We start from the raw sequence: 19,838 nt of genomic DNA on the forward strand, positions 1-19,838 counted from the left end.
TCAGCACGTCTCCCCGGGGGGCGACGTCCTGCATCGTGTGATGATCTCGGCCATCGTGCTGCGGAACTGCTCGCGTTCGAGGGGCGAGAGGTGCGAGGTGAGATCGCCGAGCTCCGCGCTCACCTCGGCGTGGAAGGCGATCGCAGCCTGGCGGCCGGCGTCGGTCAGCGTCACCTGGACTGCGCGCCGGTCACCGGGTACGGATGAGCGCTGGGCGAGGCCGCGGCGCTCGGCACGGTTCATGAGGCCGGTGAGCGCGGCCTTCTCCACGCCGAAGCAGCGGGCGAGCTCGGCCATGCCTCTGGGGCCGCCGAGCAGCACGCACAGGAGCTTGGCCTGGACGGGGGTCAGGTCGTGGCGTTCGGAGATGCGGGTATAGAGGCCCTGCACCAGGCTGGTGAGCTGGACCAGCCCGGTGGCGACGTCCATGTGCGCGCCGTCGTCTCCGTCGATCGCGCACCCCTGCCCGGCTGCCGCGGGGTCCGCGATCGCCTGCGCCGTCTCATCCACGGCACTACGGTACAGTACGCGTATAGTTAATGGCGCATACAGTCTATGGCATGAACTTTCACGGCCTGTGAGGGCTGCCGTTCAGCCATGACCGCGAGATCCACGTGCAGCGGGATGATCACACGTCCGTGATGCGGATCCCCGTGTGCGCCTTGTAGCGGCGGTTGATCGCGATCAGGTTGGCGGTCAGCGCCTCCACCTGGTGGGCGTTGCGCAACCGCCCGCCGTACACGCCGCGCATACCCGGCACCGCGTCGGCCAGCGCGCGCACGATGTCGGTGGCCTCGCGGTCGTCGCCCAGCACGAGCACGTCAGTGTGCAGCTCGGCGATCGACAGGTCGGCGAGCTGCACGGCCGAAACGTGGTGGAAGGCGGCCGTCACCCGGGACTCCGGCAGCAGCTTCACCGCCTGCTGCGCGGCACTGCCGTCCTCGACCGGGAGCGCGAACGGGCCCTGCTGGTCGAAGCCGAGCGGGTTCACGCAGTCGATGACGATCTTGCCGGCGAGCTGGTCCCGCAGGGAGGTCAGCAGCTCGCCGTGGCCCTCCCACGGCACCGCGACGAGCACGACGTCCGCGATGGCGGCCGTGCCCTCGTTGTTCATGCCGGTCACGCCCTCGCCCAGCTCGGCGGCGGCCGCCTCGGCACGCTCGGAGCTCCGCGAGCCGATGACCACCTTGATGCCGGCCCTGGACCAGCGCAGCGCGAGGCCCTTCCCCTGCGGGCCGGTCCCACCGAGCACACCCACCGTCAGACTTGTCACGTCGGTCATGATTTCCTCCTGTATTGAACTCGCCCGGCGTTCACGGCCGGATCGTGTAGCGGTGGTCGAAGGGGAGAGTGAACGCCCCGAGCCCGATCCCGGCCGCGACGGCGAGATCGTCCTCGGTGTCCACATCGCACCTCAGCGACGCCAGCGACCCGCCGACCCGCACGGCGCCGGTGGCGGCGTGCGCGTCCGCGGACCGCCGGCCGAAGCGCGGGCGGAGCGGCTCCCCGGGTGCGGCCAGCAGCAGCGTGGTCCCGGTGCCCGGCCGGTCCGCGCAGTACGCCCGCCGGCCGGCGGCCTCCTCGATCGCCGCGGACAGGTCGGCAGGGCGCAGCGCGGGCAGGTCTGCCTGCAACGCGCCCACCGTGCTCCCCGGCGTGCTGCCCAGGTACTCCGCCCCGAACGTCAGCGCCGCGTTCAGGCCGGGCAGGCCACGCTCGTCGAGGCACTCCACGCCGGTGCCGGCCAGTGCCGCCGGGATCCGCTCGTCCTCGCAGACCACCAGGACCCGCCGCACCCCGGCGGCCTGCGCGGCCGCCGTCACGGTGTCCAGCAGCAGCGCGAGTACGAGGTCGGCGTGCCCGTCCGCCGGCACGGCGCCGCGCAACCGCGACTTCGCCCGGTCCAGCCTCTTGATCGGGACGACCAGGTCCACCCCACCGCTCCTCACGCTGCGAATATAGTTAATGTCATGTACTGTATGCGTCACTAACGACAATAGCCCGCCTTCGCGGGGCATCGCACCGCGGCCCGGCGATCTCCAGCCGGCCCGCACCCAACATTCGGAGAGCGTCAATGCCGAAACTTCGGGCCTGACCCGTACTCAGAAAGGGACCACATCCATGGAGGAAGTCACATGAGCTTCAACACACCTGCTGGAACCCGCGGCGCCCGCGTGCCGTCCGGATGGGCGTTCCGATGGTTGAACAAGCTGATGGCGAGGCGGATCCGCCGCAAGGGCGGCACGTTCATGGGCTTCAACGCCCTGGTCCTGACGACCGTCGGCGCCAAGAGCGGACTGGAGCGTACGACTCCCGTCGGCTGGTTCCCGGGTAAGGACGGCAGCTGGCTGATCGTGGCGTCGGCGGCCGGGGCGGCGGGGAACCCGTCGTGGTACTACAACCTCGCCGCCAATCCCGACAAGGTCCAGATCGAGGTCGATGGCCGCAAGACAGCCGTGGTCGCCGAGCAGCTGCTCGGGGTCGAGCGCGCGGACGCCTGGCAGCAGATCATCGCCGCCGCGCCCCGTTTCGGGCAGTATCAGGTGAAGACCGACCGGGAACTGCCGATCATCCGCCTGGTTCCGCGATCCACTCAGGAGTCTGCCTGAATGACGGCCGTCCGGCTCTGACCCGAGGCGGTGCGGGCCGATAACGCCTTACTGTCTGAACAGGTAAGCCGTATAGGCTGATACCTGTCCAAGCAGTTTCACACCGCAGTGAGGGCTCATGAGCCAGCCGAAGAAGGCGGCCCCCAGCCGGTCGGCCGCCGAAGCCACGGTGTCGGCGAGCGTGCCCGTGCCGGCCTCCGCCCATGCCGGCCCCCTCAGCCATGCGATCTTCCGCGTGGCCCGCCTGCACCGCATGCTCGCCGGGCAGCTCCTGCGCCGCGTCGGCCTCCACCCCAGCCAGGAACTGGTCATGATGCAGCTGTGGGACCGCGGCCCTCAGCGTCAGACGGATCTCGTCCGCCTGCTCGGCTCCGATGCCGCCACCATGACGCGCACCATCCAGCGCCTCGAGCACGCCGGCTTCGTCCGCCGCTGCCCCTGTGCCACCGACAAACGCGCCACCATCGTCGAACCGACCGCCGCGAGCAACGCCCTTCGCCACGAGGTCGAACGCATCTGGGCCGAACTCGAGAGCAGCACCACCGGCGATCTGACCCCCGAGCAGCAGAGCGAAGCCGGCGGGCTCCTGCAGCAGATCGAGGAGAACCTCGCCCGCGCCGCGGCGCAGGAGACCTGAACCGGCTCTTCGACGAGGTAGGCGCCCGGCCGAGGTGACCGGCCGGGCGCCGTGCTGATCGCCTCTGGCCCGGGATCAGGTGAGGGTGGGGTAGTCGGTGTAGCCGCGGTGGTCGCCGCCGAAGAAGGCGGCGGGGTCAGGGGTGTTGTACGGCCCGTCGGTCGCGAGGCGGGCCGGCAGGTCGGGGTTGGCCAGGAACAGCGCGCCGAAGGTGATCATGTCGGCGGTGCCGTCCTCCACGAGTTCGAGCGCGTCAGGCCCGGTGGGGGCAGGGTGGGTGAACGGGTTGAGGATGAACGCGCCGGGCCACTCCTTGCGCAGGCGGCGGGTCAGGTCGCGGTCCGGGTTCTCCACCAGGTGCAGGTAGGCCAGGCCGAGCGGGGCCAGGCGTGTCACCAGGGTGCCGTAGGTCTCCTCGATGTCGTCCTCGGCGATGTCGTTGTAGGGGTTGCCGGGCGAGATGCGCAGGCCCACCCGCCGGCCGCCGATGGCCTTGACCACCTCGGTGGCCACCTTGACGGCGAAGCGGATCCGGCCGTCGACCGAGCCGCCCCAGGCGTCGGTGCGGCGGTTGCTGTTGGGGGCGAGGAACTGCTGGATCAGGTAGCCGTTGGCGCCGTGGAGTTCCACTCCGTCGAACCCGGCGGCCACCGCGTTACGTGCCGCGGCGGCGAAGTCGTCGATGGTCTGGAGGATCTCGGCCTCGGTCAGCTCCCTCGGGGTGACGAAGTCCTGAGGGCCCTGGCGGGTGTAGATCTGCCCCTTGGCGGCCACGGCGGAGGGGGCGACCGGGTGCAGGCCGTCCGGCAGCAGGCTGGGGTGGCCGATCCGGCCGGTGTGCATGAGCTGTGCGAAGATCACGCCGCCTTCGCGGTGTACGGCGTCGGTCACCTTGCGCCAGGCGGCGACCTGCTCGGCGGAGTGCAGTCCCGGGGTGTCGGGGTACCCCTGGCCGACCACCGACGGCTGGGTCCCCTCGGTGACGATCAGGCCGGCGTCGGCCCGCTGCGCGTAGTAGGTCGCCATCAGCTCGGTCGGGGCGGCGCCGGGAGCGTACGCGCGGCTGCGGGTCATCGGGGCCATTGCGATGCGGTTGGCCAGGCGCTTGCCGCCCAGCTCGAAAGAGTCGAATGCCGTGGGCATGATCACGTTCCTTGTTCAGAGAGGCGCCGCTCGGGTGCGTCGGCCCGGTACGGGTCCAGCACGTCCACGCGTGCCCCGTCGAGCATCTCGGTCGCCCACCGTCACCTTCTCGATCGAGGCGTCGCGGAGCGCGGCCACGTCGGCGTGCAGGTGCTCACCGTCGAGACCGTCCGGGTCGCCGACGGGGCTGCCGGAGTAGTGGCGGGCGACGATGACCCGCCCGTCGGCGCGCTGGATCACGTGGACGTCGGACGAGATCGCCCGGTCAGGCAGCCTCACGCAGGCGGCGCGCATCGTGCATGCCTCCCAGAGCGCCCCTGGCGAGAACCCTCCTGAGCGGACGGTCTACTGGGTGGAGCGCCACCGCCACCGCGCCTCCAACAGCGCCGCGCTGCACGTCCTGGAAGACGCGCTCACCGACGTGTTCTGACGCCGCGGGGCCTCAGCCCGGGCTGAACCAGCGGGTGAGGGCTGACCTCAGGCTGTCGGGGTCCGCGCCCGCCCAGGCGACGTAGCCGTCGGGCCGGATGAGCAGCGCGGGTGCCGGGGCGTCGTCGGCGGTTGCGGTCACGCGGCGCACTCGGTTCTTCCAGGGCTCGGCGGTGGCGGCGAGGTCGTCGCCGCCGGTGAGGTCAAGCAGCAGAGGGCGGGCGTCGCGCAGGAGCTCGGCGAGGCGCCGTTCGTGCCCGTCGTCGGTGGTCAGGCAGATGGGTGGTACGAACCGGCCGGTGGGGGCGGAGGGGTGTTCTTCGCCCATGTCGTAGCGGACATCGGCGCCCGCCATCAGGGCGGCGACCAGGCGCAGGTTCTCGGTGCGGTCGAGGAGTTCCGCGAAGAGCAGGCGCAGTGCGGTGACATCGCCTCCGGGTGCCATCAGAGCGGTCGCGGCCCGGGTGTGCATGAGCACGCGTTCGCCGCACGCGCGGCGTTCGGTTCCGTAGCTGTCCAGCAGGCCTTCCGGAGCCCATCCCTGCAGCGTGGCGGCGAGTTTCCAGGCCAGGTTGGCCGCGTCCTGCAGCGCCAGGTTCAGCGTCGGCCCGTGACTTACCTGTGCGGCGTCGCCGGCGATGAAGACCCGGCCGTCGCGATAGCGGTCAGCGAGCCGGGAGTTCCGGCCGCACAGGCGGCGGAGCATGGTGGGCGCGCCCTCGGGCGGCGGAGCCAGGGGAAGGCGCACTCCGAGGACCCGTTCGACGCTCTCCTCCATCTCGGCCGGCGTCATCGGCGCACCCGGCCCCGGGAAGGTGCCTGCCGGGTGATCTTCCCATTCGGCCGTGTTGACCAGCGGCCGCTCCGGATCGTACGCGAGGAGGGTGAAAACGCCCCGGTCGGTGCGGTGGAAGTGCGCCGGGATCTCGCCGAGGCCCTCGATCACGACACGTCCCCCCGGCGCGAAACGGAAGCGGTCGCTCGGCCCGATCAGGGCCGAGCGGTCGACGACGTTGTCGTCGCTGATGCCGGGGAAGGCGATACCCGCCTGCTTCCGGACCAGGCTGTGGCCGCCGTCGCAGCCGACGAGGTATCGGGTGGACAAGGTCGTCTCGGTCCCGTCCGAACCGCGTGCCACGACGTCGACCCGGTCATCGGTCTGGCTCAAGGACAGCACCTCCCAACCTCGTCGGACATCCGCGCCGAGTTCCGCCGCGCGCTCGTTGAGCACCTGTTCCAGGTCGCGCTGGTTGACCGGCAGGAGATACATCGGGTTCTCCTTGCCGAGCGCGTGCAGCGGCAGCGGCATCCCGCCGAAGAAGAACCCAGGCGCGGGCGCCGGTGCTCCTCGGCCTCCGCAGCGTTCGAAGAGGCCACGGTTGTCCAGCAGGCGCACGACCTGGCCGGCGAGGCCGTGCGCCTTGTCCGCCAGGTCTGGTTCCGGGCGTCGTTCCAGCATCAGAGGCCGAATCCCCGCGAGGCGAAGCTCGCAGGCGAGGAAGAGGCCGGTGGGCCCGCCTCCGACGATGATGACGTCGAACATCGCTGACGCTCCCTTAGGGTACACGGCTGTATCTAATGGGGGACACCGTAGGTGGCCGCGATAAGATACGCAAGTGGATCGTAAGCGCGAGCGGAGCGCGGGTGAGCGCGAGGCGGCCAGGGTGACCGGGGTGACCGGGGAGCAGGCGGCGGAACGTGGTGCCGGCGGCGGCTCGACCCGCGACAGTGGCGCCTCCCGCGACAGTGGCGTGTCCCGTCGCCGTGGACCCAAACTCGAGGACGCGATCCTCGACGCCGCGTGGGACGTGCTGGTCGAGCACGGATATCACGGCTTCACCTACGAAGCGGTCGCCGCCCGCGCCGGCACGAGTCGTCCTGTGCTCTACCGGCGCTGGCCGCAGCGCGACGATCTGCTGCTGGCCACTCTCGCCAAGTTCTGGCAGCCGATCGCGGTGCCCGACACCGGCAGTCTCCGCGATGACGCGATCGGCTTCCTGCGCAACGCCGACGCCGACCGCGCAGGCATGATCACGTTGATGAGCGTGCAGCTGGTGGGCTACTTCCGCGACACCGGCACCAGCCTCGGCGAGCTACGTGACACCCTCCTTGCGCCTGGCCAGGCGACCGCCTTCGAGATGATCGTCGCCCGCGCGGTCGAGCGCGGCGAACTGCCCGACGTGCCGCGTTCGTCCCGCGTGGTGAATTTGCCGTTGGACCTGCTGCGCCACGACATGTTCATGACGATGCGCGCGGTGCCGGACGAGTCGATCGTCGAGATCGTGGACGAGGTGTGGCTGCCGCTGCTGGGGGTGCCTGGGGTCCCGTCCGCGTCCTCATGATCCTGTGGTCCGTTGGGTGGCATGGGCGTCGGCGGGTACGGCTCGCAGCAGTGAGCGCAGCAGTCGCGCGGCGGTCTCGGCGGGCACTTCGCCTGGTGTGTTCATGATCTGGGAGGCGAGTCCGTCGACGAACGTGTGCAGGAGCGCCGCCCAGAGCTCGACCTGGGCGTCAGGGTGCGGGAACGTGGCCTGGTCCGGTTCGCGGGTCGGCTCGTGTCCGCGCAGGGCGGCGATGCACTGGCGGTACAGCGCCCGTTGGTCGTTCCACGTCACAGAGCCTCCTTCCGGAGGGTGTCGGCGCTCCCATTCCACGACGGCTGACCACAGCGCGTATTCCTCGCGCCGCTCCGCATCGAGCGGCAGCATCTCCTCCACGATCGTGGCGACCCCCTCGACCACCGAATCTGCGGTGCGGGGCCGCTGGATGCGGGGGAGGACCCGGCGGCGGAGGGTGTCGGTGGTGGCCTGCACGACGTAGGCCTGCAACTGGTGCTGATTGCTGAAGTAGTGCCGCAGGGAACCGGTGGACCAGCCCGCTTCGGCGGCGACTCCGCGGACGGTCACGCCGGCAAGGCCCTCGCGCAGGATCACCCGGATGGCGGCCGCGCCGAGCTCGGCCCGTCGCTGGTCATGATCAACGAGTCGCGGCACCTCCACATGTTAACACGGCCGTGCTAGCTTAGCTAACACGGCTGTGTTAGTACGGCTCGCCGGCTCTCGGGAGGAGACAGGCTTGTCGATCCAGACGATCGGGGCGGTGCTCGGACTGGCTCTGCTCGACACGCTGAGTCCCACCGTGATCGGGATAACTCTCTACCTGCTGCTGGCCAGGCCACGCCGCGTGGGCGCGCTGCTCGGCGTGTACCTCGGATCGGTCGCGATCGCGTACTTCGTCCTGGGCGTACTGCTCATGCTCGGGCTCGGCGCCGTCGTGCCGGTCGTTGATGACACCGTGTGGGCCTGGGGGCAGGCCGTCCTCGGCGTAGCGCTCATCGTGGGAAGCTACTTCATTCCCGACAAGAACTCCGAACGCGCATCCATCCGGGCCGCTCGGTCCTACACCATGCGCTCGATGCTGCTGTTGGGACTGGGGACCTGGCTGTTCGAGTTCGTCACCGCCGTGCCGTACTTCGCCGCGCTCGGCATCATGACCGCGGCCGACCTGCCCGCCGTTCAGTGGTCGCCGCTGCTCGGCGGGTACGTGACCATCATGGTGATCCCGGGCATCCTGCTCTTTGCCGTCTGGGCCGCCTTGGGTGACCGGATGCGCGGCCGGTTCGAACGGTGGCAGTCCAAGCTCTCTTCCGGATCCCGCACCACCCTGCGGTGGATCGTCGGGATTGCGGGATTCCTGATCCTCCTGGACGCGGCACCCGATCAGATCACCCTCACGATGAGTCCGTAGTCGGGACGGGGTGGCGCCGCCGTATCCGGACGCCGAAGCAGGCAGGTGGCCGACAGCACCCAGCGCTCACAACGTCATGAGCCCACTGCGCCGCTGTCCGGCGACTCGGCCGTGGCCAGGCGCAGGATCGGATCGAGCAGACCCGGGAAGCGGTCGCGTAGATCGTCGGCGCGCAGCCGGATCCGCCGGTGCCGGCCGTCGACGGACATGCTGATCAGCCCCGCCTCGCGCATGATCCGCCAGTGGTTGGTCAGCGTCGACAGCGGCACGTCCATGCCGTCGGCGAGGGCGGCACAGGTCGAGTCGGGCTTGACCGAGGCGCGCCGCACCAATTCCAGGCGCACCGGATCGCCGAGCGCGTGCAGCACTGGCGCGAGCGTCAGTGCCGCACGCGCGGGCTCGGGGAGCTGTCGCATGCCTCCACGATATCCCATTGTTCGACAGTTCGGTATTATCGAACTATGGTGACGGGAGCCACCCACACCATGAGAGGGACCAGCGTTGACCGCACACGAAAGCACGACGAAAGCCGGATCGTCTGAGGCCGTAGGCACGCGATCGAACCGGGCGGCGTTGCTCACCGTGACCTGCCTCGGGCAGTTCATGGTGCTGCTCGACAGCACGATCGTCGGTGCGGCACTGCCCGATATGCAGCAGCGCTTACACACCCAGTTGACCGGTCTGCAGTGGATTGTCGACGCCTACGTGCTGCTGGTCGCCATGCTGTTGCTGTCCGGCGGCGTCTTCGCCGACCGCTTCGGTCGCAAGCGGGTGTTCCTGGCCGGCGTCGTGGTGTTCACCGCCGCGTCCGTGCTGTGCTCCGTCGCGCCCTCGATCGGCTGGCTGATCACCGGACGGGTGGTGCAGGGCATCGGGGCTGCGGCGCTGAGCCCCGCCTCGCTGGCGCTGCTCGCCACCGCGTACCCCGTTCCGCAGGAACGGGTCAAGGCGATCGGGCTGTGGGCCGGGTTCAGCGGCATCGGCCTGGCCGCCGGGCCGTTGGCCGGTGGCGTCCTGGTGGACGCCTTCGGCTGGCCCGCCATCTTCCTCGTCAACGTGCCCATCGGCGCGGTCCTGCTGCTGGCCGGTCTGCGCATCCTGGGCGAATCCCGCAATCCCGGCGCGCCGGCGATCGACGTCCCGGGGACGGTCCTGTCCGTCCTGGGGGTGGGGGCGCTGACGTACGGGCTGATCGAGGGCGGTGCCCGCGGCTGGACCTCGCCGCTGATCCTGGGCAGCTTCGCCGCCGCGGTGGTGATCCTCGCCGTCTTCGTCGTCGTCGAAGGACGTGGTACGACGCCGATGCTGCCGCTGCGGCTGTTCCGTCAGCGGCTGTTCACGGTGTCCAACACGGCGATGGCCGTGGTGGGTTTCGGGCTGATGGGTTCGGCCTTCTTCTTCTCGCAGTTCTTCGTGTACGTCCAGGGCAGTTCGATCCTCCGTGCCGGCCTGCAGACCCTGCCCGCCACTCTCGCCATGGTGATCGTCAGCCCGTTCGCGGGCCGGTTCGCCGCCACGTACGGCTTCCGGGTCGTGGTCACCATCGGCCTGGCGCTGGCCGGGCTGGGGCTGCTGGCGCTGGGCTTCGCGCACGCGGACACCGCCTACGGGAATGTGTGGTGGCGGCTGGCCGTCGTCGGCATCGGTTTCGCTCTGACCATGTCCCCGCTGACCGGTGCGGCCATCCAGGCGGTCAGCCCGCAGGAGGGAGGCCTCGCGTCGGGCATCAGCAGCACCACCCGGCAGATCGGCGCGGTGCTCGGCGTGGCGGTGCTCGGAGCCGTCGTCCGCACCCGGGAATCCGGTGGCGCGTCGTTCGAGGCCGGCCTCAACAGCGCCTTCATCGTGGCCGGCGTCGTCACCTTGGTGGGCGCCGTGTTCACCGGGCTGTGGCTGGTGAGGTCCAAGCCCGCGGAAGTCTCGGCGCCGCGGGCTCGACCCACTGACTCACCCACGGCCACGACACCGTCCTGACCTGCCCGGTCCGAACGCCGCCCAGGGCCCGCATACCGGATGGGTTACGCCATGGCCCTTCGGCATGGTCGCTGTCACAATCTGAGCGATAGCTCATGGTGACATCCACCCTGCTGGAGGTCTTGTGCTGGAAGCGACGGGGGCAAACGGCACACCGCGCATCGTCCTCGTCGAGTACTTCCTGAGCGAAGACCGCGCCCTGGTCTTCGGCATCACCGCCGACTCACCCGAAGCGGACCTGGTCACTCTGCCCGTTGCGCGTACGGAGGTTCGCGCGCTGGCCGAGCGGATCCGCGCGGAGCTGGCCGGGGGCCGTCCGGCGCTGGGCGGGCTGCTGCGCGAGAAGCTTCTGACCCAGTTGGTGGCGCCCGTGACGCGCTGGGCGCGGCCGGGGGACCTGGTGTACCTCGTCCCGCACGATGTGCTGCACCGGTTACCGCTGCACGCCGTGCCCGTGGACGACGGGGTTCCGCTGTCCCGCCGGAATGCGGTGGTGGTGACGCCGAGCGCGTCCGTACTGCAGTACTGCCTGGCCAAGCGGACGGAGCGGCGGCGCGACTCGGCCCTGATCGTCGCGGACCCGCCCTCCGAACGTCCCCTGGTCTTCGCCCGCGAGCAGGCGCAGGCCATCGCGGCTCGGCTCGGCTCGACCCGCATGCTGACGGGCGGGGCGGCCTCGCGGGCGGAGCTGCTGGCTGCGCTCGCGGCGAAGGACGCCACCCCCGCGATCCTGCACTTCGGCGCGCACGGCGTCTTCGACCCCGACGAGCCCATGAGATCCGGCATCGAGCTGGCCGACGGGCGCCTGACCGCCGAGGACATCCTCGGCCTGGCTCTCGACGTGGACCTGGTGACGCTGGCCGCGTGCGAGACCGGCGTCAGCGACAGGCGGCCGGGCGACGAGCTGATCGGGCTGACCCGCGCCCTGCTCTACGCGGGCGCGCCGTCGGCGCTGGTGACCCTGTGGCGCGTGGACGAGCTGTCGACCAGCATGCTGCTGCGCGACTTCTACGCCGCGCTGGCCGGCGGCACCTCGAAGGCCGAGGCGCTGCGGCAGGCCCAGGCCCTGCTGGCCGAGCGGACGCTCGCCGACGTAGTCGCCCACGCCCGCGAGTCACGCGGACGGCTCGGCGACGATCCCGCCGCGACGGCGGTTCTGGTCCGTGAGGAGGCCCGCATGCTGGCCCGTTCCGGCGACGGCGAGGCGGCGCGGCGGCTCCTCGCCGACACGCTCCTGACGCCTGGCCTGAGCGCCCCGGACCTGGAGCTGCTACGGGTGGCCCAGAAGCAGATCATGCTCGCCGGGCGCGCCGCCGACGCCGGGGCCCGCTCCCAGGTGTTCGCGGACCCCTACTACTGGGCCCCCTTCGTCCTCGTCGGCGACTGGTACTGAGAGGTGGAGATGGGTGAGGTGACATCGGGGCGACCGGTCTCCGAGCTGGCGGACGCCGGCTTCCTCCACGGGGAGACCGTCCCCGAGCAGGTGGGGGAGCGGCTGTTCGTGCTCGTGGACGCGCAGGGTCGCACCGCCGGCCTGGTGGGGCCGACCGGACCGGGTCCCGCGATCGCGATTCCCGCCGACACTCCGCTCGCGGCGGTCCTGAACTCCGAGGACGTGCTGGACGCGCTGCTCGCCGGCGCCGACGCGCTGGTCCTCACCGATCCCGGGGAACGCCCCGTCGGCGTCGTGCCCCTGCCGGCCGTACGCGCCGAGCTGGCCCGCGCGCTGGCCGACCCCCACGAGCTCGGCGCCGGGGACGGGCTCCGCCGGCCCAGGTCGCTGGCGCCGCCCCTCCGCATCCGCTGCCGTACCTGCGGGGAGGTCAACACCTTCACCCGCTTCCAGCAGACCGAGACCTACGCCTGCGTCTCGGGCCACGACTTCGTGCCGTTCTACGGGGCGCACTGACGTGGGTGGCCTGTTCGACGCGCTCTTCGGCGCCCTCGACCGCCGGCTGTTCTCCACGGTGCTCATCCCGATCCTGATCTTCCTGGCCGCGCTCGGCGCGCTGATCGCCGGGGGAGTGGGCTGGACGGAGACCCTGCGCTGGTGGACCGGCATGAACGCCGAGTCGCGCATCCTGCTGACCCTGCTGGCGCTGGTGCTGGTGCTGCTGTCGGCACAGCTGTTCGCCGCGCGGCTGCCCGCCCTGATCAAGCGGTATCAGGGCGAATGGCGCGACCTGCCCGGGGGCGGGCGGCTGGCGGAGCGGCTCACCCGCCGGCACCAGGTGTTCTTCCAGTGGCTCACGGAGGAGGACGATCGGTGGGCTTCGTACCCCGCGAGCGAACGGCAGCTCATGCCGACCACATTCGGGAACATCCTGCGGGGCGCCGCCGAGCACAGCGCCGACCGCTACCGCCTCGACTCCGCGACCGCCTGGCCGCGCCTGTATCCCGTGCTGCCGGAGGCGTTCCGTCAGGCGTTCGCCCTGGCCACCGCGGACCTGGAACTCGCGATCACGATCAGTGCGCTCGGCGGCGCGTACGCGGTCGCCGGAGGGCTGCTGGGGGCGTTCCTTCTGCCCTGGTACGGGGCTCTTCTCTGCTTCTCCGGCGGCCTGCTGGTCGCCTGGGGCGGCTACCGGGCGGCGATCCGCGCCGCCGAACCGTACGGGCAGCTCTACCGGGCGGCGTTCGACGTGCACCGCTGGCTGCTGCTGGACGCCATCGGGCTGGAACGTCCTGCCGACTTCGACGCCGAGTTGAAGCAGTGGACCGCGCTCGACCAGATGTGGATGCGCGGCAGCGTGAGCACCGACCGGGTCGCCCACCTCGGCTACCCGAAAGGCCCGTCCTCCGCTTCCGAAAGCGGCGAACCATCGCATACGCGGCTCCCCGAGCCGTCGCCAGAGCCGTCGTCCGGGCCGTCGTCGGAGCCCTCGCATGAGCCTTCGGACGAGCCCTCGCATGAGCCTTCGGAGGAGCCTTCGGAGGAGCCCTCGCCCGAGATCGAGCGGCCGCCCAGCGTGGCCGCCCGCCCGATACCCCCCTCTCGGGTGCGGCGCTCGCGCACCAGCCCGGTGCTCGTCGTTCTGCTCGCCGTGGTGTTCCTCGGGTGCGCCATTCTCACCGTCGCCGCGATCCGGCAGTCCCCTGGCTCCGGCACCGCCGCGCGGGACCTGCCCGCCTACCATGTGCTCACCGCCGGCGACGTGACCGGCGACGTGACCGGCGCCGTCCCCGACCGCCTGATCGGCCGGTACACGCTCCGGCCGATCTCGGCGGCGTCACCGGTCGCGCCCGGCGATCTCGGGCCGCCGCTGCCCAGCGGGCGCCTGTCCGGACGTTCCGCCCTCGCTCTCGGGCCGCCCCAGGTGACAGTCACGCCCGCGCTTGGCCGAGGTGGGATCACCACAATCCGCGTCATTCCGAAGAATCGCGACGAGGACCCCGTCACCGTCCCGGGCGCCGTGGTGCTGGACGTCCTGGGCGAGCGTGGTGTCGTCCTGGCCGTCACGCGGGACCAGCTGGCCGAACTCACGGCCGCCCTGCCCGACGGCACCGTTCACCTCGTGCTCGAACTCCCCTAGGGAGGATTCATGCGGGTCAACCTCAGGTTCTCCGGGAACCCGGGTTTCGTCGAGAAGGTGCTCTTCAACGCCAACCTTTCCGTGCGCATGTGGCAGGAAGGCGCGGTGGTGGCCACCTTCCGGCCGGGCCGGGTCGTGTGGTGGGCGCTGGCCGGGCTGCTGGCCGTCGAGCCGTACACGTCGGTGTTGCGGGCCGGGCCGGGGGCGCTGGCGTGCGTCGCCGCGCTGGGACTGGCGCTCGGGCTCCTCGGCTGTCTGGCGGCGCTGGCCGGTGGCGCCGTGATGGTGGCGGGCGGCGTACCGTTCGCGGACCTGTCCTGGTGGACGATCCCGCTGCTGGCCGGCTGGGCTGTCGGGGCGCTGCCCCGGCAGCAGGTGCAGGTACGCGTCGCCCGGACCTTCTGCGTTCTCGTGACGGCCGTGCCGATCACGGCCCTCTGGGCGCAGAGCCGCTCGTGGCCGACCGCACTGATCACCGTGCTGATCATGTACGTGCTGCTGATCCGCCCGCACTTCGGCATGGTGGGCATCACCACGGCGGGGATGACCCGCTGGCACCGCTGCCAGATCTGGCTGGGCGCGGTCATCTGGCTGCTCGGCACGATGCTGCTCGCCCTGGGGCCGGCGGGGGACTGGTTCATCCGTACGTGGCCGCCGGGCGTGCTGGGATTCGTCGTCGGCACGGTTGGCGTAGCAGCGGCCATGTTGATCATGAAGTTCGTGTTCCTGCTGGTCGGCCGGGGCTCGCTGGCCAAGGTCACGCTCATCAAAGCGCCCGTCGGCATGCGGCTCAACCGTGACAGGTTCTCCGGCCTGTACGCGGCGGAGCTGGGGCTGGGGTGGTTCTGCGTGATGGCGGCGGGCGTCTTCCACGACGACCTGAGCGCCCTGATCGGCTCCAGCCTCGCCCTGGCTCTCTTCAACACGCCCCATGCCGGGCGCCGGATCGAGGTTCCCATCCGCCACACCATCGACCGCCTCGACGCCGCGCACTATCTCTTCTCCGTCGGGCCGCGCCGCGAGCAGCTCAGGACCGCCTGGTCCGACGAGCTCGGCAGGGCGCTCGCCGCCATGGGACGGATCCGTGTCACCCTCGGCCTGCTGAAGCCGCTCCAGGACGGGCCGCGGCAGCGCAAGGCCCAACAACTCGAACGCATGTGGAACATCCACATCAACTCCGCCCTCCAGCTCGTGGAGGTGATGACCGACGAGAGCGAGAAGACGGCCCTGGGCGACATCGACGACACGCTCTGGCTGCCCTTCGAACGGGCCGAGGGACGCCCGCCCCTGCTGGACGTCGCGCTGAAGTGGGCGGATGAGGCGCTGTCCCTGCTCGACCTGGCCGAAAGGACCCACCCGGAGCTGCTGACGGCGGAGGAGCCGCTGCGTTCCACGTACGCCGCGTACCGCTGCTATCTCCACACCGTCCGCGGGCTGGCCAACCGCCTGCACGGCCGCCCCGAGGAGTCGGTCATGGACTACTGGACGGCCGCGCGGCTGTACCGGGACATCGGGGCGGTCAACTCGGAGGCGATGGTCCTGATCAACATCGTCACGATCTTCCCGGGCATCGATCCAGGGCGGCCGACCGCCCGGCGTACGCTTCCGCTGGCCGAGGCCGATGCCGGGGCGCTGCGCGCCACGATGGACGAGCGGGTGCATCCGCAGGTGCGCCGGGAGACCGCGATCAACACCGCGCTGATGCACGCCGGCTACGGCGACCGCCGGACCGCCGAGGAGCTCCTGCGGCGGGCCGCCGCCGTCCCGCTTCCCCCGCCGGGCACGACGACGGCAGGAACGGAGATCATCGGCGTCAGCGTGGACACCGTCCAAGTCAACGTCGGAAGACATCAGCTGCGCGTCACACTCAACCCCTTCGACTACGGTCCTCTCCTGCGCGGCGAGGTGCCGGTGACACGCTTCCTGCCGGACCGCCCGATGAGCAACTCCTGGATCCTGCACGAGCTCATCAGAGGGAGCGCTCCTGTCCCCGGCCGCAACCGGCTCCGCCGGGGCGTCACCGCCGGCGCCGAGGCGACCGGCTTCATGGTGAAGATCCCCGACACCGCGGTCATCGAAAAGTGGATCGAGCGTACGGAGAAGCGCGGCAGTTTCGCGATGAGTGCCCAGTTCCACGAGCTCCTCGGCGTCGCGCTCCGCCCGATCGACCCCTACCCGGCCGCGGGCCATCTCGCCGCCGCCCTCGGCTACCTGCAGTCGGTGCACTTCGGCATCGTCGACGACGAGCTGCGCGGCGCGGCCCGCGGCTCCGCCGAGCTGTTCGCCGAGCTCGTGATCGACCACCTGGCCACGCTGGCCGCCCAGCCGCTGCCACCCGGCGTGCAGCCCGAGCCGGGCAGCCTGGCGGCGTACATCGTCCGGTCGGTGAAGTCCAGGGCGCTGGCCGAACTGCTCGGCGAGACCGTACCCACGCAGGGCGAGAACGCGCTGATGAGGCGCGAGCAGGAGGCCCGCGCGCGCTATCAGGACGCGCGGGACGCGGGCGACCACCACCGGCTCCGGCAGGCCAGGGAGGAGCTCGAGCACTGCTGGGCCGAGCTCGTCGAGCTGGGCGGGCCTGGCGCGGAGTACGCGGCCCTGCGAGCGGGCCTTCCTGTCGAGCAGGAGCGCATGCCCGCACTGCTCGCTCAGCTCGCCACCCCCGGCACCGCCCGGTGACATTTGGGGATGTCCTCGCGGCCGACGTCGGCCTTGCCCAGGCCGCGCCGGGTGTGGAAGTCATCCGGTGCGTTGTTGACGTAGCGCACCGAGCGTTTGGGTCGGCCTCGCGTAGCAAGGAGTGGCGGTGGTCGCGCACGGCCCCGGTCGCGGGCGCGGTTGTCGGTGAGCGGGCCGGCGCAGGTGGCGGGCCGGTCGGCGAGCCAGGCCCCCGCGCATGACCACGGAGGGATCAGAATGGGACGTTAGTCATCGTGTACCACGTCGGAACGAATGTCAGCAGGACCACTGCGCCAAGGACCGCGAACGACATCAGTGCGCGTGAGGTGCTGAGGATCGCGGGTGCGATGGGCCTCAGCTTCCATCGTCCGACCATGACGAACGCCGAGACCCCTCCCAGCAGGAGATTCGCAGGCACCAATGCGTATTCGTCGCGGATGATATGAAAGCCAGCCGCGAGGATCATCGTCAGTGTCAGGCCGGCGGCGGCGAGCGGCGTCACCTTCGGTTTGACCCTCGCCATCGCCGGCAGGATCACGCCGACGCCGCCCAGTACCTCACAGACCCCGATGAAGACGATCAGGGGCTGCGGCACCGCGGCGTACCAAGCCACGGCTCGGGGCGCTGCCGCATACAGAGCTCCGTCGTACAACAGCACTTTGCCGAATCCGCTGCCGGCGAAGAAGAAGCCGAACAACGCTTGAAGTGACCAGAGTGCGCCGTTGAGCGTGAACCTCATTCCGCGCCTCTTGGGCTGCTGCTCAATGTCCTTTACTCCGAGCAGGGTGTCGCTGACGTGCCGGTTCATGTTCTGTCATTACCTTTCTTCGCTGGTTGGGCGTGGGTCATATCGACCCGCTGTGTTCGTGTTCACAGCTTTCCTTCCGGCCTGGCCGGTCCACATCCGTGGTGACCACGGAACCGCACACGGATCGCGTACGGCGGCCATCACGGAGGGGAGTACGGAAGGGATGCGGCAAACTTGCACAGCGGTGACAGAAGCGGAGATCTCCCCTCGGGAAGCCGAGGTGCTGGAACTGCTCGGAGCCCACCCTCCATGCTCGTTCCCCACTCACCACGCCGTGACTGATACCTATGCGGCTCATGCCATGGACGGCGGGTGGCCGGTGTCTCCACCCCTCGGCCTCAGGGCTTCTGGAAGGCCCGGACCCGCTGTCGAAGACAGGCGGTCATCGGGGTCCTGGGGGCCCACCGGATCCGGCGGCGTCGTCCTCTGGTTCGCGTTGCATCTTCCGTACGTCGGGGACGGCGAGGACCAGGGCGGTCGCGGCCACGATGGCGCCGGTGGCGAACCACAGCGTTCGATCGAGACCGAGCCGGTCCGCGGCGGGGCCGGCGGCGGCCGCTCCCAGCGGGGTGAGCCCGAAGGAGCCGAGTGCCTCGTAGGCCGCGATGCGCGAGAACTTCTCGTGTGGCACTTCCTGCCTGAGCGTGGTCATCCAGTTGACGCTGAAGATCTCCACACCGATCCCGGCGAGCAGGGACGCCGCGCAGACCACCAGGAGCGGCGCCCCGGCCGCGAACGCTGCGAGCGGCAGCGCGAGCAGCAGGGCCGCGGAAGCGCCGGAGACCAGCAGTCGCCGCGGCCGCAGCCGCACCATCAGCAGGCCACCGAAGATCATGCCGATCGCGTCACAGGAGAGGATGAATCCCCAGTCGCGCGCCCCGTCGAACTGCCGGTCGGCGGCCAACGCGCCGAGCACGGCGAAGGCCCCGACGCCGACCGCGTTCACGACGGCGAACTGCGCCACCACGCTCCACAGCCACCGTCGCCCGGCGAACTCGGTCCAGCCTTCGCGTAGCTCGCTGACCAAACCCGCACGCTTACGCAGCCGCCCTTCGACCTGCATCCTCATGCCGACCACGGATGCGAGCAGGAAGGTGGCCGCGTCGAAGGCGAGCACCCAGCCCGGACCCACGCCCGCGACCAGAACGCCGCCGAGCGCGGCGCCGGCCACCTGGGCGCCGTTGAGGCCGGTCCGGAAGATGGCGAATGCCTTGCTCGCGTACGCCCGGTCGACGCTGCGCATCAGCAGCCCCTCGGTGGCGGGCATGCGGAAGGCGATGGCGAGTCCGTTGACGGCGGCGAAGATCACCAGCTGCCAGAGCTTGACCGTCTGGGTGAGAACCACCAGCGCGAACAGCGCTTGTGCGAGCGCGCTGACCAGGTTCGCGACGACGATGACCAGGTGTCGTGGCAGCCGGTCGGCCACGACGCCCCCGATCACGAAGAACAGCACCGCGGGCACCGTGCCCGCCGCGGACACCAGGCCGACCGCGGTGCCCGAGCCGCCCGTGTCGAGGATCGCGAACGCGCTCGCGACCGGTGCGGCGGCTGTGCCCAGCGCCGATATGACCGCGCTCGCGATCTGTAACCGGTAGTTGCGGCTCTGCCACGGCCCCGCCTTCACTGTCGACGCCGTGCTCGCTCCGCTCGTGTCCATCCAGTCTCCTGTAATAGTTACAAGCCGGATAGTTTCAATTACGTATATCAGGATTGTCTGTATCCTGAGAGGGTGTCAAGCGAGAAAGCGTCGGCACCTCCCCGGCAGGAGGCACCCCCGTCAGGAGCGGAACTGGCCGAGGCGCTCATGCGCACCACACATGCGCTGCGGCGGTTCGCCGGGCAGCCTTACCTGCAACGCGGCTGGTCCACGTCCCGGGTTCTGCTGATGCTCGCCGTCGACGAAGCGGGCACGCCGCGGATGGGCGAGCTCAAGGACCGGCTGGGCATCACCGGCAGGTCGATCACGTCCCTGGTGGACGGTCTGGAGGACGAAGGCCTGCTGCGTCGGTGCGACGATCCCGACGACCGCAGGTCCACCCGGCTCGAGATCACCGCCAAGGGCCATGAGCACCTCGGCGAGATCAAGGCGCTGCACGCCACGCACGCCGAACTCACCTTCGCCATCCTCGATGACGCCGAACGGAGTGCCCTGCTCGACCTGCTCGACCGGCTCCGTGCCCACGTCGCGGGCCAATCTGCCCGCGCCTGACCAGGACGTGGCGCGGTTTGTCGGCGTCGAGTGCGAGACTCCGCACATGAATCTCCTATCAGGCGACCGA

21 protein-coding genes are annotated in these 19,838 nt (G+C 70.5%); 11 read left to right on the plus strand and 10 right to left on the minus strand.

Features of this window, described 5'->3' with window-relative positions; translation table 11 throughout:
* The 3 genes from AB0J64_RS19660 to cofC all read right to left on the minus strand — a co-directional run bounded on the left by AB0J64_RS19660 (position 1) and on the right by cofC (position 1,949).
* The gene (locus AB0J64_RS19660; protein WP_364028570.1) at positions 1-510 is read right to left on the minus strand and encodes a MarR family transcriptional regulator; all 510 of its coding nucleotides are present in this window, start codon (positions 508-510) and stop codon (positions 1-3) included.
* Between the two features lie 118 nt (positions 511-628).
* Positions 629-1,282: an NADPH-dependent F420 reductase gene (npdG, locus tag AB0J64_RS19665; RefSeq protein ID WP_364028572.1), complete on the minus strand. Its 654-nt coding sequence runs from the start codon at positions 1,280-1,282 to the stop codon at positions 629-631.
* A gap of 31 nt (positions 1,283-1,313) precedes the next feature.
* Positions 1,314-1,949 carry a 2-phospho-L-lactate guanylyltransferase gene (gene cofC / locus AB0J64_RS19670; protein ID WP_364028574.1) on the minus strand — a complete coding sequence of 212 codons (636 nt, stop codon included), beginning with the start codon at positions 1,947-1,949 and terminating at the stop codon, positions 1,314-1,316.
* Positions 1,950-2,135: 186 nt separating this feature from the next.
* Here cofC and AB0J64_RS19675 point away from each other — a divergent pair, with 186 nt between their 5' ends.
* On the plus strand, positions 2,136-2,609 hold the full coding sequence (locus AB0J64_RS19675; RefSeq protein WP_364028575.1) for a nitroreductase/quinone reductase family protein: 474 nt from the start codon (positions 2,136-2,138) through the stop codon (positions 2,607-2,609).
* Between the two features lie 118 nt (positions 2,610-2,727).
* Entirely contained in the window at positions 2,728-3,246 is a 519-nt protein-coding gene (locus AB0J64_RS19680; RefSeq protein WP_364028577.1) for a MarR family winged helix-turn-helix transcriptional regulator, read from the plus strand.
* Between the two features lie 75 nt (positions 3,247-3,321).
* Here AB0J64_RS19680 and AB0J64_RS19685 read toward each other — a convergent pair whose 3' ends face one another.
* Both AB0J64_RS19685 and AB0J64_RS19690 read right to left on the minus strand, forming a co-directional pair.
* Positions 3,322-4,389 (minus strand): alkene reductase, encoded by a 1,068-nt coding sequence (locus AB0J64_RS19685; RefSeq protein WP_364028579.1) that lies wholly within the window; start codon positions 4,387-4,389, stop codon positions 3,322-3,324.
* A 15-nt stretch (positions 4,390-4,404) separates the two neighbouring features.
* The gene (locus AB0J64_RS19690) at positions 4,405-4,668 is read right to left on the minus strand and encodes a hypothetical protein (RefSeq protein ID WP_364028581.1); all 264 of its coding nucleotides are present in this window, start codon (positions 4,666-4,668) and stop codon (positions 4,405-4,407) included.
* A 16-nt stretch (positions 4,669-4,684) separates the two neighbouring features.
* Between AB0J64_RS19690 and AB0J64_RS19695 the strand changes: the two genes are divergently transcribed.
* Positions 4,685-4,819: a hypothetical protein gene (locus AB0J64_RS19695; protein ID WP_364028583.1), complete on the plus strand. Its 135-nt coding sequence runs from the start codon at positions 4,685-4,687 to the stop codon at positions 4,817-4,819.
* A gap of 12 nt (positions 4,820-4,831) precedes the next feature.
* Here AB0J64_RS19695 and AB0J64_RS19700 read toward each other — a convergent pair whose 3' ends face one another.
* Positions 4,832-6,361, minus strand: a complete 1,530-nt coding sequence (locus AB0J64_RS19700) for an FAD-dependent monooxygenase (RefSeq protein ID WP_364028585.1) — start codon at positions 6,359-6,361, stop codon at positions 4,832-4,834.
* A gap of 73 nt (positions 6,362-6,434) precedes the next feature.
* Here AB0J64_RS19700 and AB0J64_RS19705 point away from each other — a divergent pair, with 73 nt between their 5' ends.
* Entirely contained in the window at positions 6,435-7,160 is a 726-nt protein-coding gene (locus tag AB0J64_RS19705; RefSeq protein ID WP_364028587.1) for a TetR/AcrR family transcriptional regulator, read from the plus strand.
* On the opposite strand, the gene AB0J64_RS19710 is transcribed toward AB0J64_RS19705, so the two are convergent.
* Positions 7,155-7,811, minus strand: a complete 657-nt coding sequence (locus AB0J64_RS19710) for a TetR family transcriptional regulator C-terminal domain-containing protein (protein ID WP_364028589.1) — start codon at positions 7,809-7,811, stop codon at positions 7,155-7,157. The genes AB0J64_RS19705 and AB0J64_RS19710 overlap by 6 nt on opposite strands.
* Before the next feature lie 82 nt (positions 7,812-7,893).
* Between AB0J64_RS19710 and AB0J64_RS19715 the strand changes: the two genes are divergently transcribed.
* Entirely contained in the window at positions 7,894-8,565 is a 672-nt protein-coding gene (locus AB0J64_RS19715; RefSeq protein ID WP_364028591.1) for a GAP family protein, read from the plus strand.
* Positions 8,566-8,639: 74 nt separating this feature from the next.
* On the opposite strand, the gene AB0J64_RS19720 is transcribed toward AB0J64_RS19715, so the two are convergent.
* On the minus strand, positions 8,640-8,981 hold the full coding sequence (locus AB0J64_RS19720; RefSeq protein WP_364028593.1) for a helix-turn-helix domain-containing protein: 342 nt from the start codon (positions 8,979-8,981) through the stop codon (positions 8,640-8,642).
* 166 nt (positions 8,982-9,147) lie between these two features.
* Here AB0J64_RS19720 and AB0J64_RS19725 point away from each other — a divergent pair, with 166 nt between their 5' ends.
* The 5 genes from AB0J64_RS19725 (at position 9,148) to AB0J64_RS19745 (ending at position 16,751) form a co-directional block, all read left to right on the plus strand.
* The gene (locus tag AB0J64_RS19725; protein WP_364028721.1) at positions 9,148-10,539 is read left to right on the plus strand and encodes an MFS transporter; all 1,392 of its coding nucleotides are present in this window, start codon (positions 9,148-9,150) and stop codon (positions 10,537-10,539) included.
* Positions 10,540-10,663: 124 nt separating this feature from the next.
* Positions 10,664-11,932 (plus strand): CHAT domain-containing protein, encoded by a 1,269-nt coding sequence (locus tag AB0J64_RS19730; RefSeq protein WP_364028595.1) that lies wholly within the window; start codon positions 10,664-10,666, stop codon positions 11,930-11,932.
* A 9-nt stretch (positions 11,933-11,941) separates the two neighbouring features.
* A complete protein-coding gene (locus AB0J64_RS19735; protein WP_364028597.1) occupies positions 11,942-12,448 on the plus strand; it encodes a hypothetical protein in 507 nt (168 codons plus the stop codon).
* Between the two features lies 1 nt (position 12,449).
* Positions 12,450-14,072: a hypothetical protein gene (locus AB0J64_RS19740; RefSeq protein ID WP_364028599.1), complete on the plus strand. Its 1,623-nt coding sequence runs from the start codon at positions 12,450-12,452 to the stop codon at positions 14,070-14,072.
* A 9-nt stretch (positions 14,073-14,081) separates the two neighbouring features.
* Positions 14,082-16,751, plus strand: a complete 2,670-nt coding sequence (locus AB0J64_RS19745; protein WP_364028601.1) for a hypothetical protein — start codon at positions 14,082-14,084, stop codon at positions 16,749-16,751.
* Positions 16,752-16,983: 232 nt separating this feature from the next.
* Here AB0J64_RS19745 and AB0J64_RS19750 read toward each other — a convergent pair whose 3' ends face one another.
* Complete coding sequence (locus AB0J64_RS19750) at positions 16,984-17,559, minus strand: DoxX family protein (RefSeq protein WP_364028603.1); 576 nt, start codon at positions 17,557-17,559, stop codon at positions 16,984-16,986.
* A gap of 382 nt (positions 17,560-17,941) precedes the next feature.
* Positions 17,942-19,216, minus strand: a complete 1,275-nt coding sequence (locus tag AB0J64_RS19755) for an MFS transporter (RefSeq protein ID WP_364028605.1) — start codon at positions 19,214-19,216, stop codon at positions 17,942-17,944.
* Between the two features lie 72 nt (positions 19,217-19,288).
* On the opposite strand from AB0J64_RS19755, the gene AB0J64_RS19760 reads away from it, so the two are divergent.
* The gene (locus AB0J64_RS19760) at positions 19,289-19,768 is read left to right on the plus strand and encodes a MarR family transcriptional regulator (RefSeq protein WP_364028607.1); all 480 of its coding nucleotides are present in this window, start codon (positions 19,289-19,291) and stop codon (positions 19,766-19,768) included.
* Positions 19,769-19,838: the final 70 nt, after the last annotated feature.

The organism is Nonomuraea sp. NPDC049695 (genome assembly GCF_040674955.1).
In the GTDB taxonomy this organism is placed as follows: Bacteria; Actinomycetota; Actinomycetes; order Streptosporangiales; family Streptosporangiaceae; genus Nonomuraea; species Nonomuraea helvata.

Excerpts from the sequence above, each read along its gene's own strand:
- AB0J64_RS19680 (WP_364028577.1), top strand. The coding sequence starts at position 2,728 with ATGAGCCAGCCGAAGAAGGCGGCCCCCAGCCGGTCGGCCGCCGAAGCC.
- AB0J64_RS19675 (WP_364028575.1), top strand. The coding sequence starts at position 2,136 with ATGAGCTTCAACACACCTGCTGGAACCCGCGGCGCCCGCGTGCCGTCC.
- AB0J64_RS19755 (WP_364028605.1), bottom strand. The coding sequence starts at position 19,216 with ATGGACACGAGCGGAGCGAGCACGGCGTCGACAGTGAAGGCGGGGCCG.
- AB0J64_RS19735 (WP_364028597.1), top strand. The coding sequence starts at position 11,942 with ATGGGTGAGGTGACATCGGGGCGACCGGTCTCCGAGCTGGCGGACGCC.
- AB0J64_RS19685 (WP_364028579.1), bottom strand. The coding sequence starts at position 4,389 with ATGCCCACGGCATTCGACTCTTTCGAGCTGGGCGGCAAGCGCCTGGCC.
- npdG (WP_364028572.1), bottom strand. The coding sequence starts at position 1,282 with ATGACCGACGTGACAAGTCTGACGGTGGGTGTGCTCGGTGGGACCGGC.
- AB0J64_RS19700 (WP_364028585.1), bottom strand. The coding sequence starts at position 6,361 with ATGTTCGACGTCATCATCGTCGGAGGCGGGCCCACCGGCCTCTTCCTC.
- AB0J64_RS19750 (WP_364028603.1), bottom strand. The coding sequence starts at position 17,559 with ATGAACCGGCACGTCAGCGACACCCTGCTCGGAGTAAAGGACATTGAG.
- AB0J64_RS19720 (WP_364028593.1), bottom strand. The coding sequence starts at position 8,981 with ATGCGACAGCTCCCCGAGCCCGCGCGTGCGGCACTGACGCTCGCGCCA.
- AB0J64_RS19745 (WP_364028601.1), top strand. The coding sequence starts at position 14,082 with ATGCGGGTCAACCTCAGGTTCTCCGGGAACCCGGGTTTCGTCGAGAAG.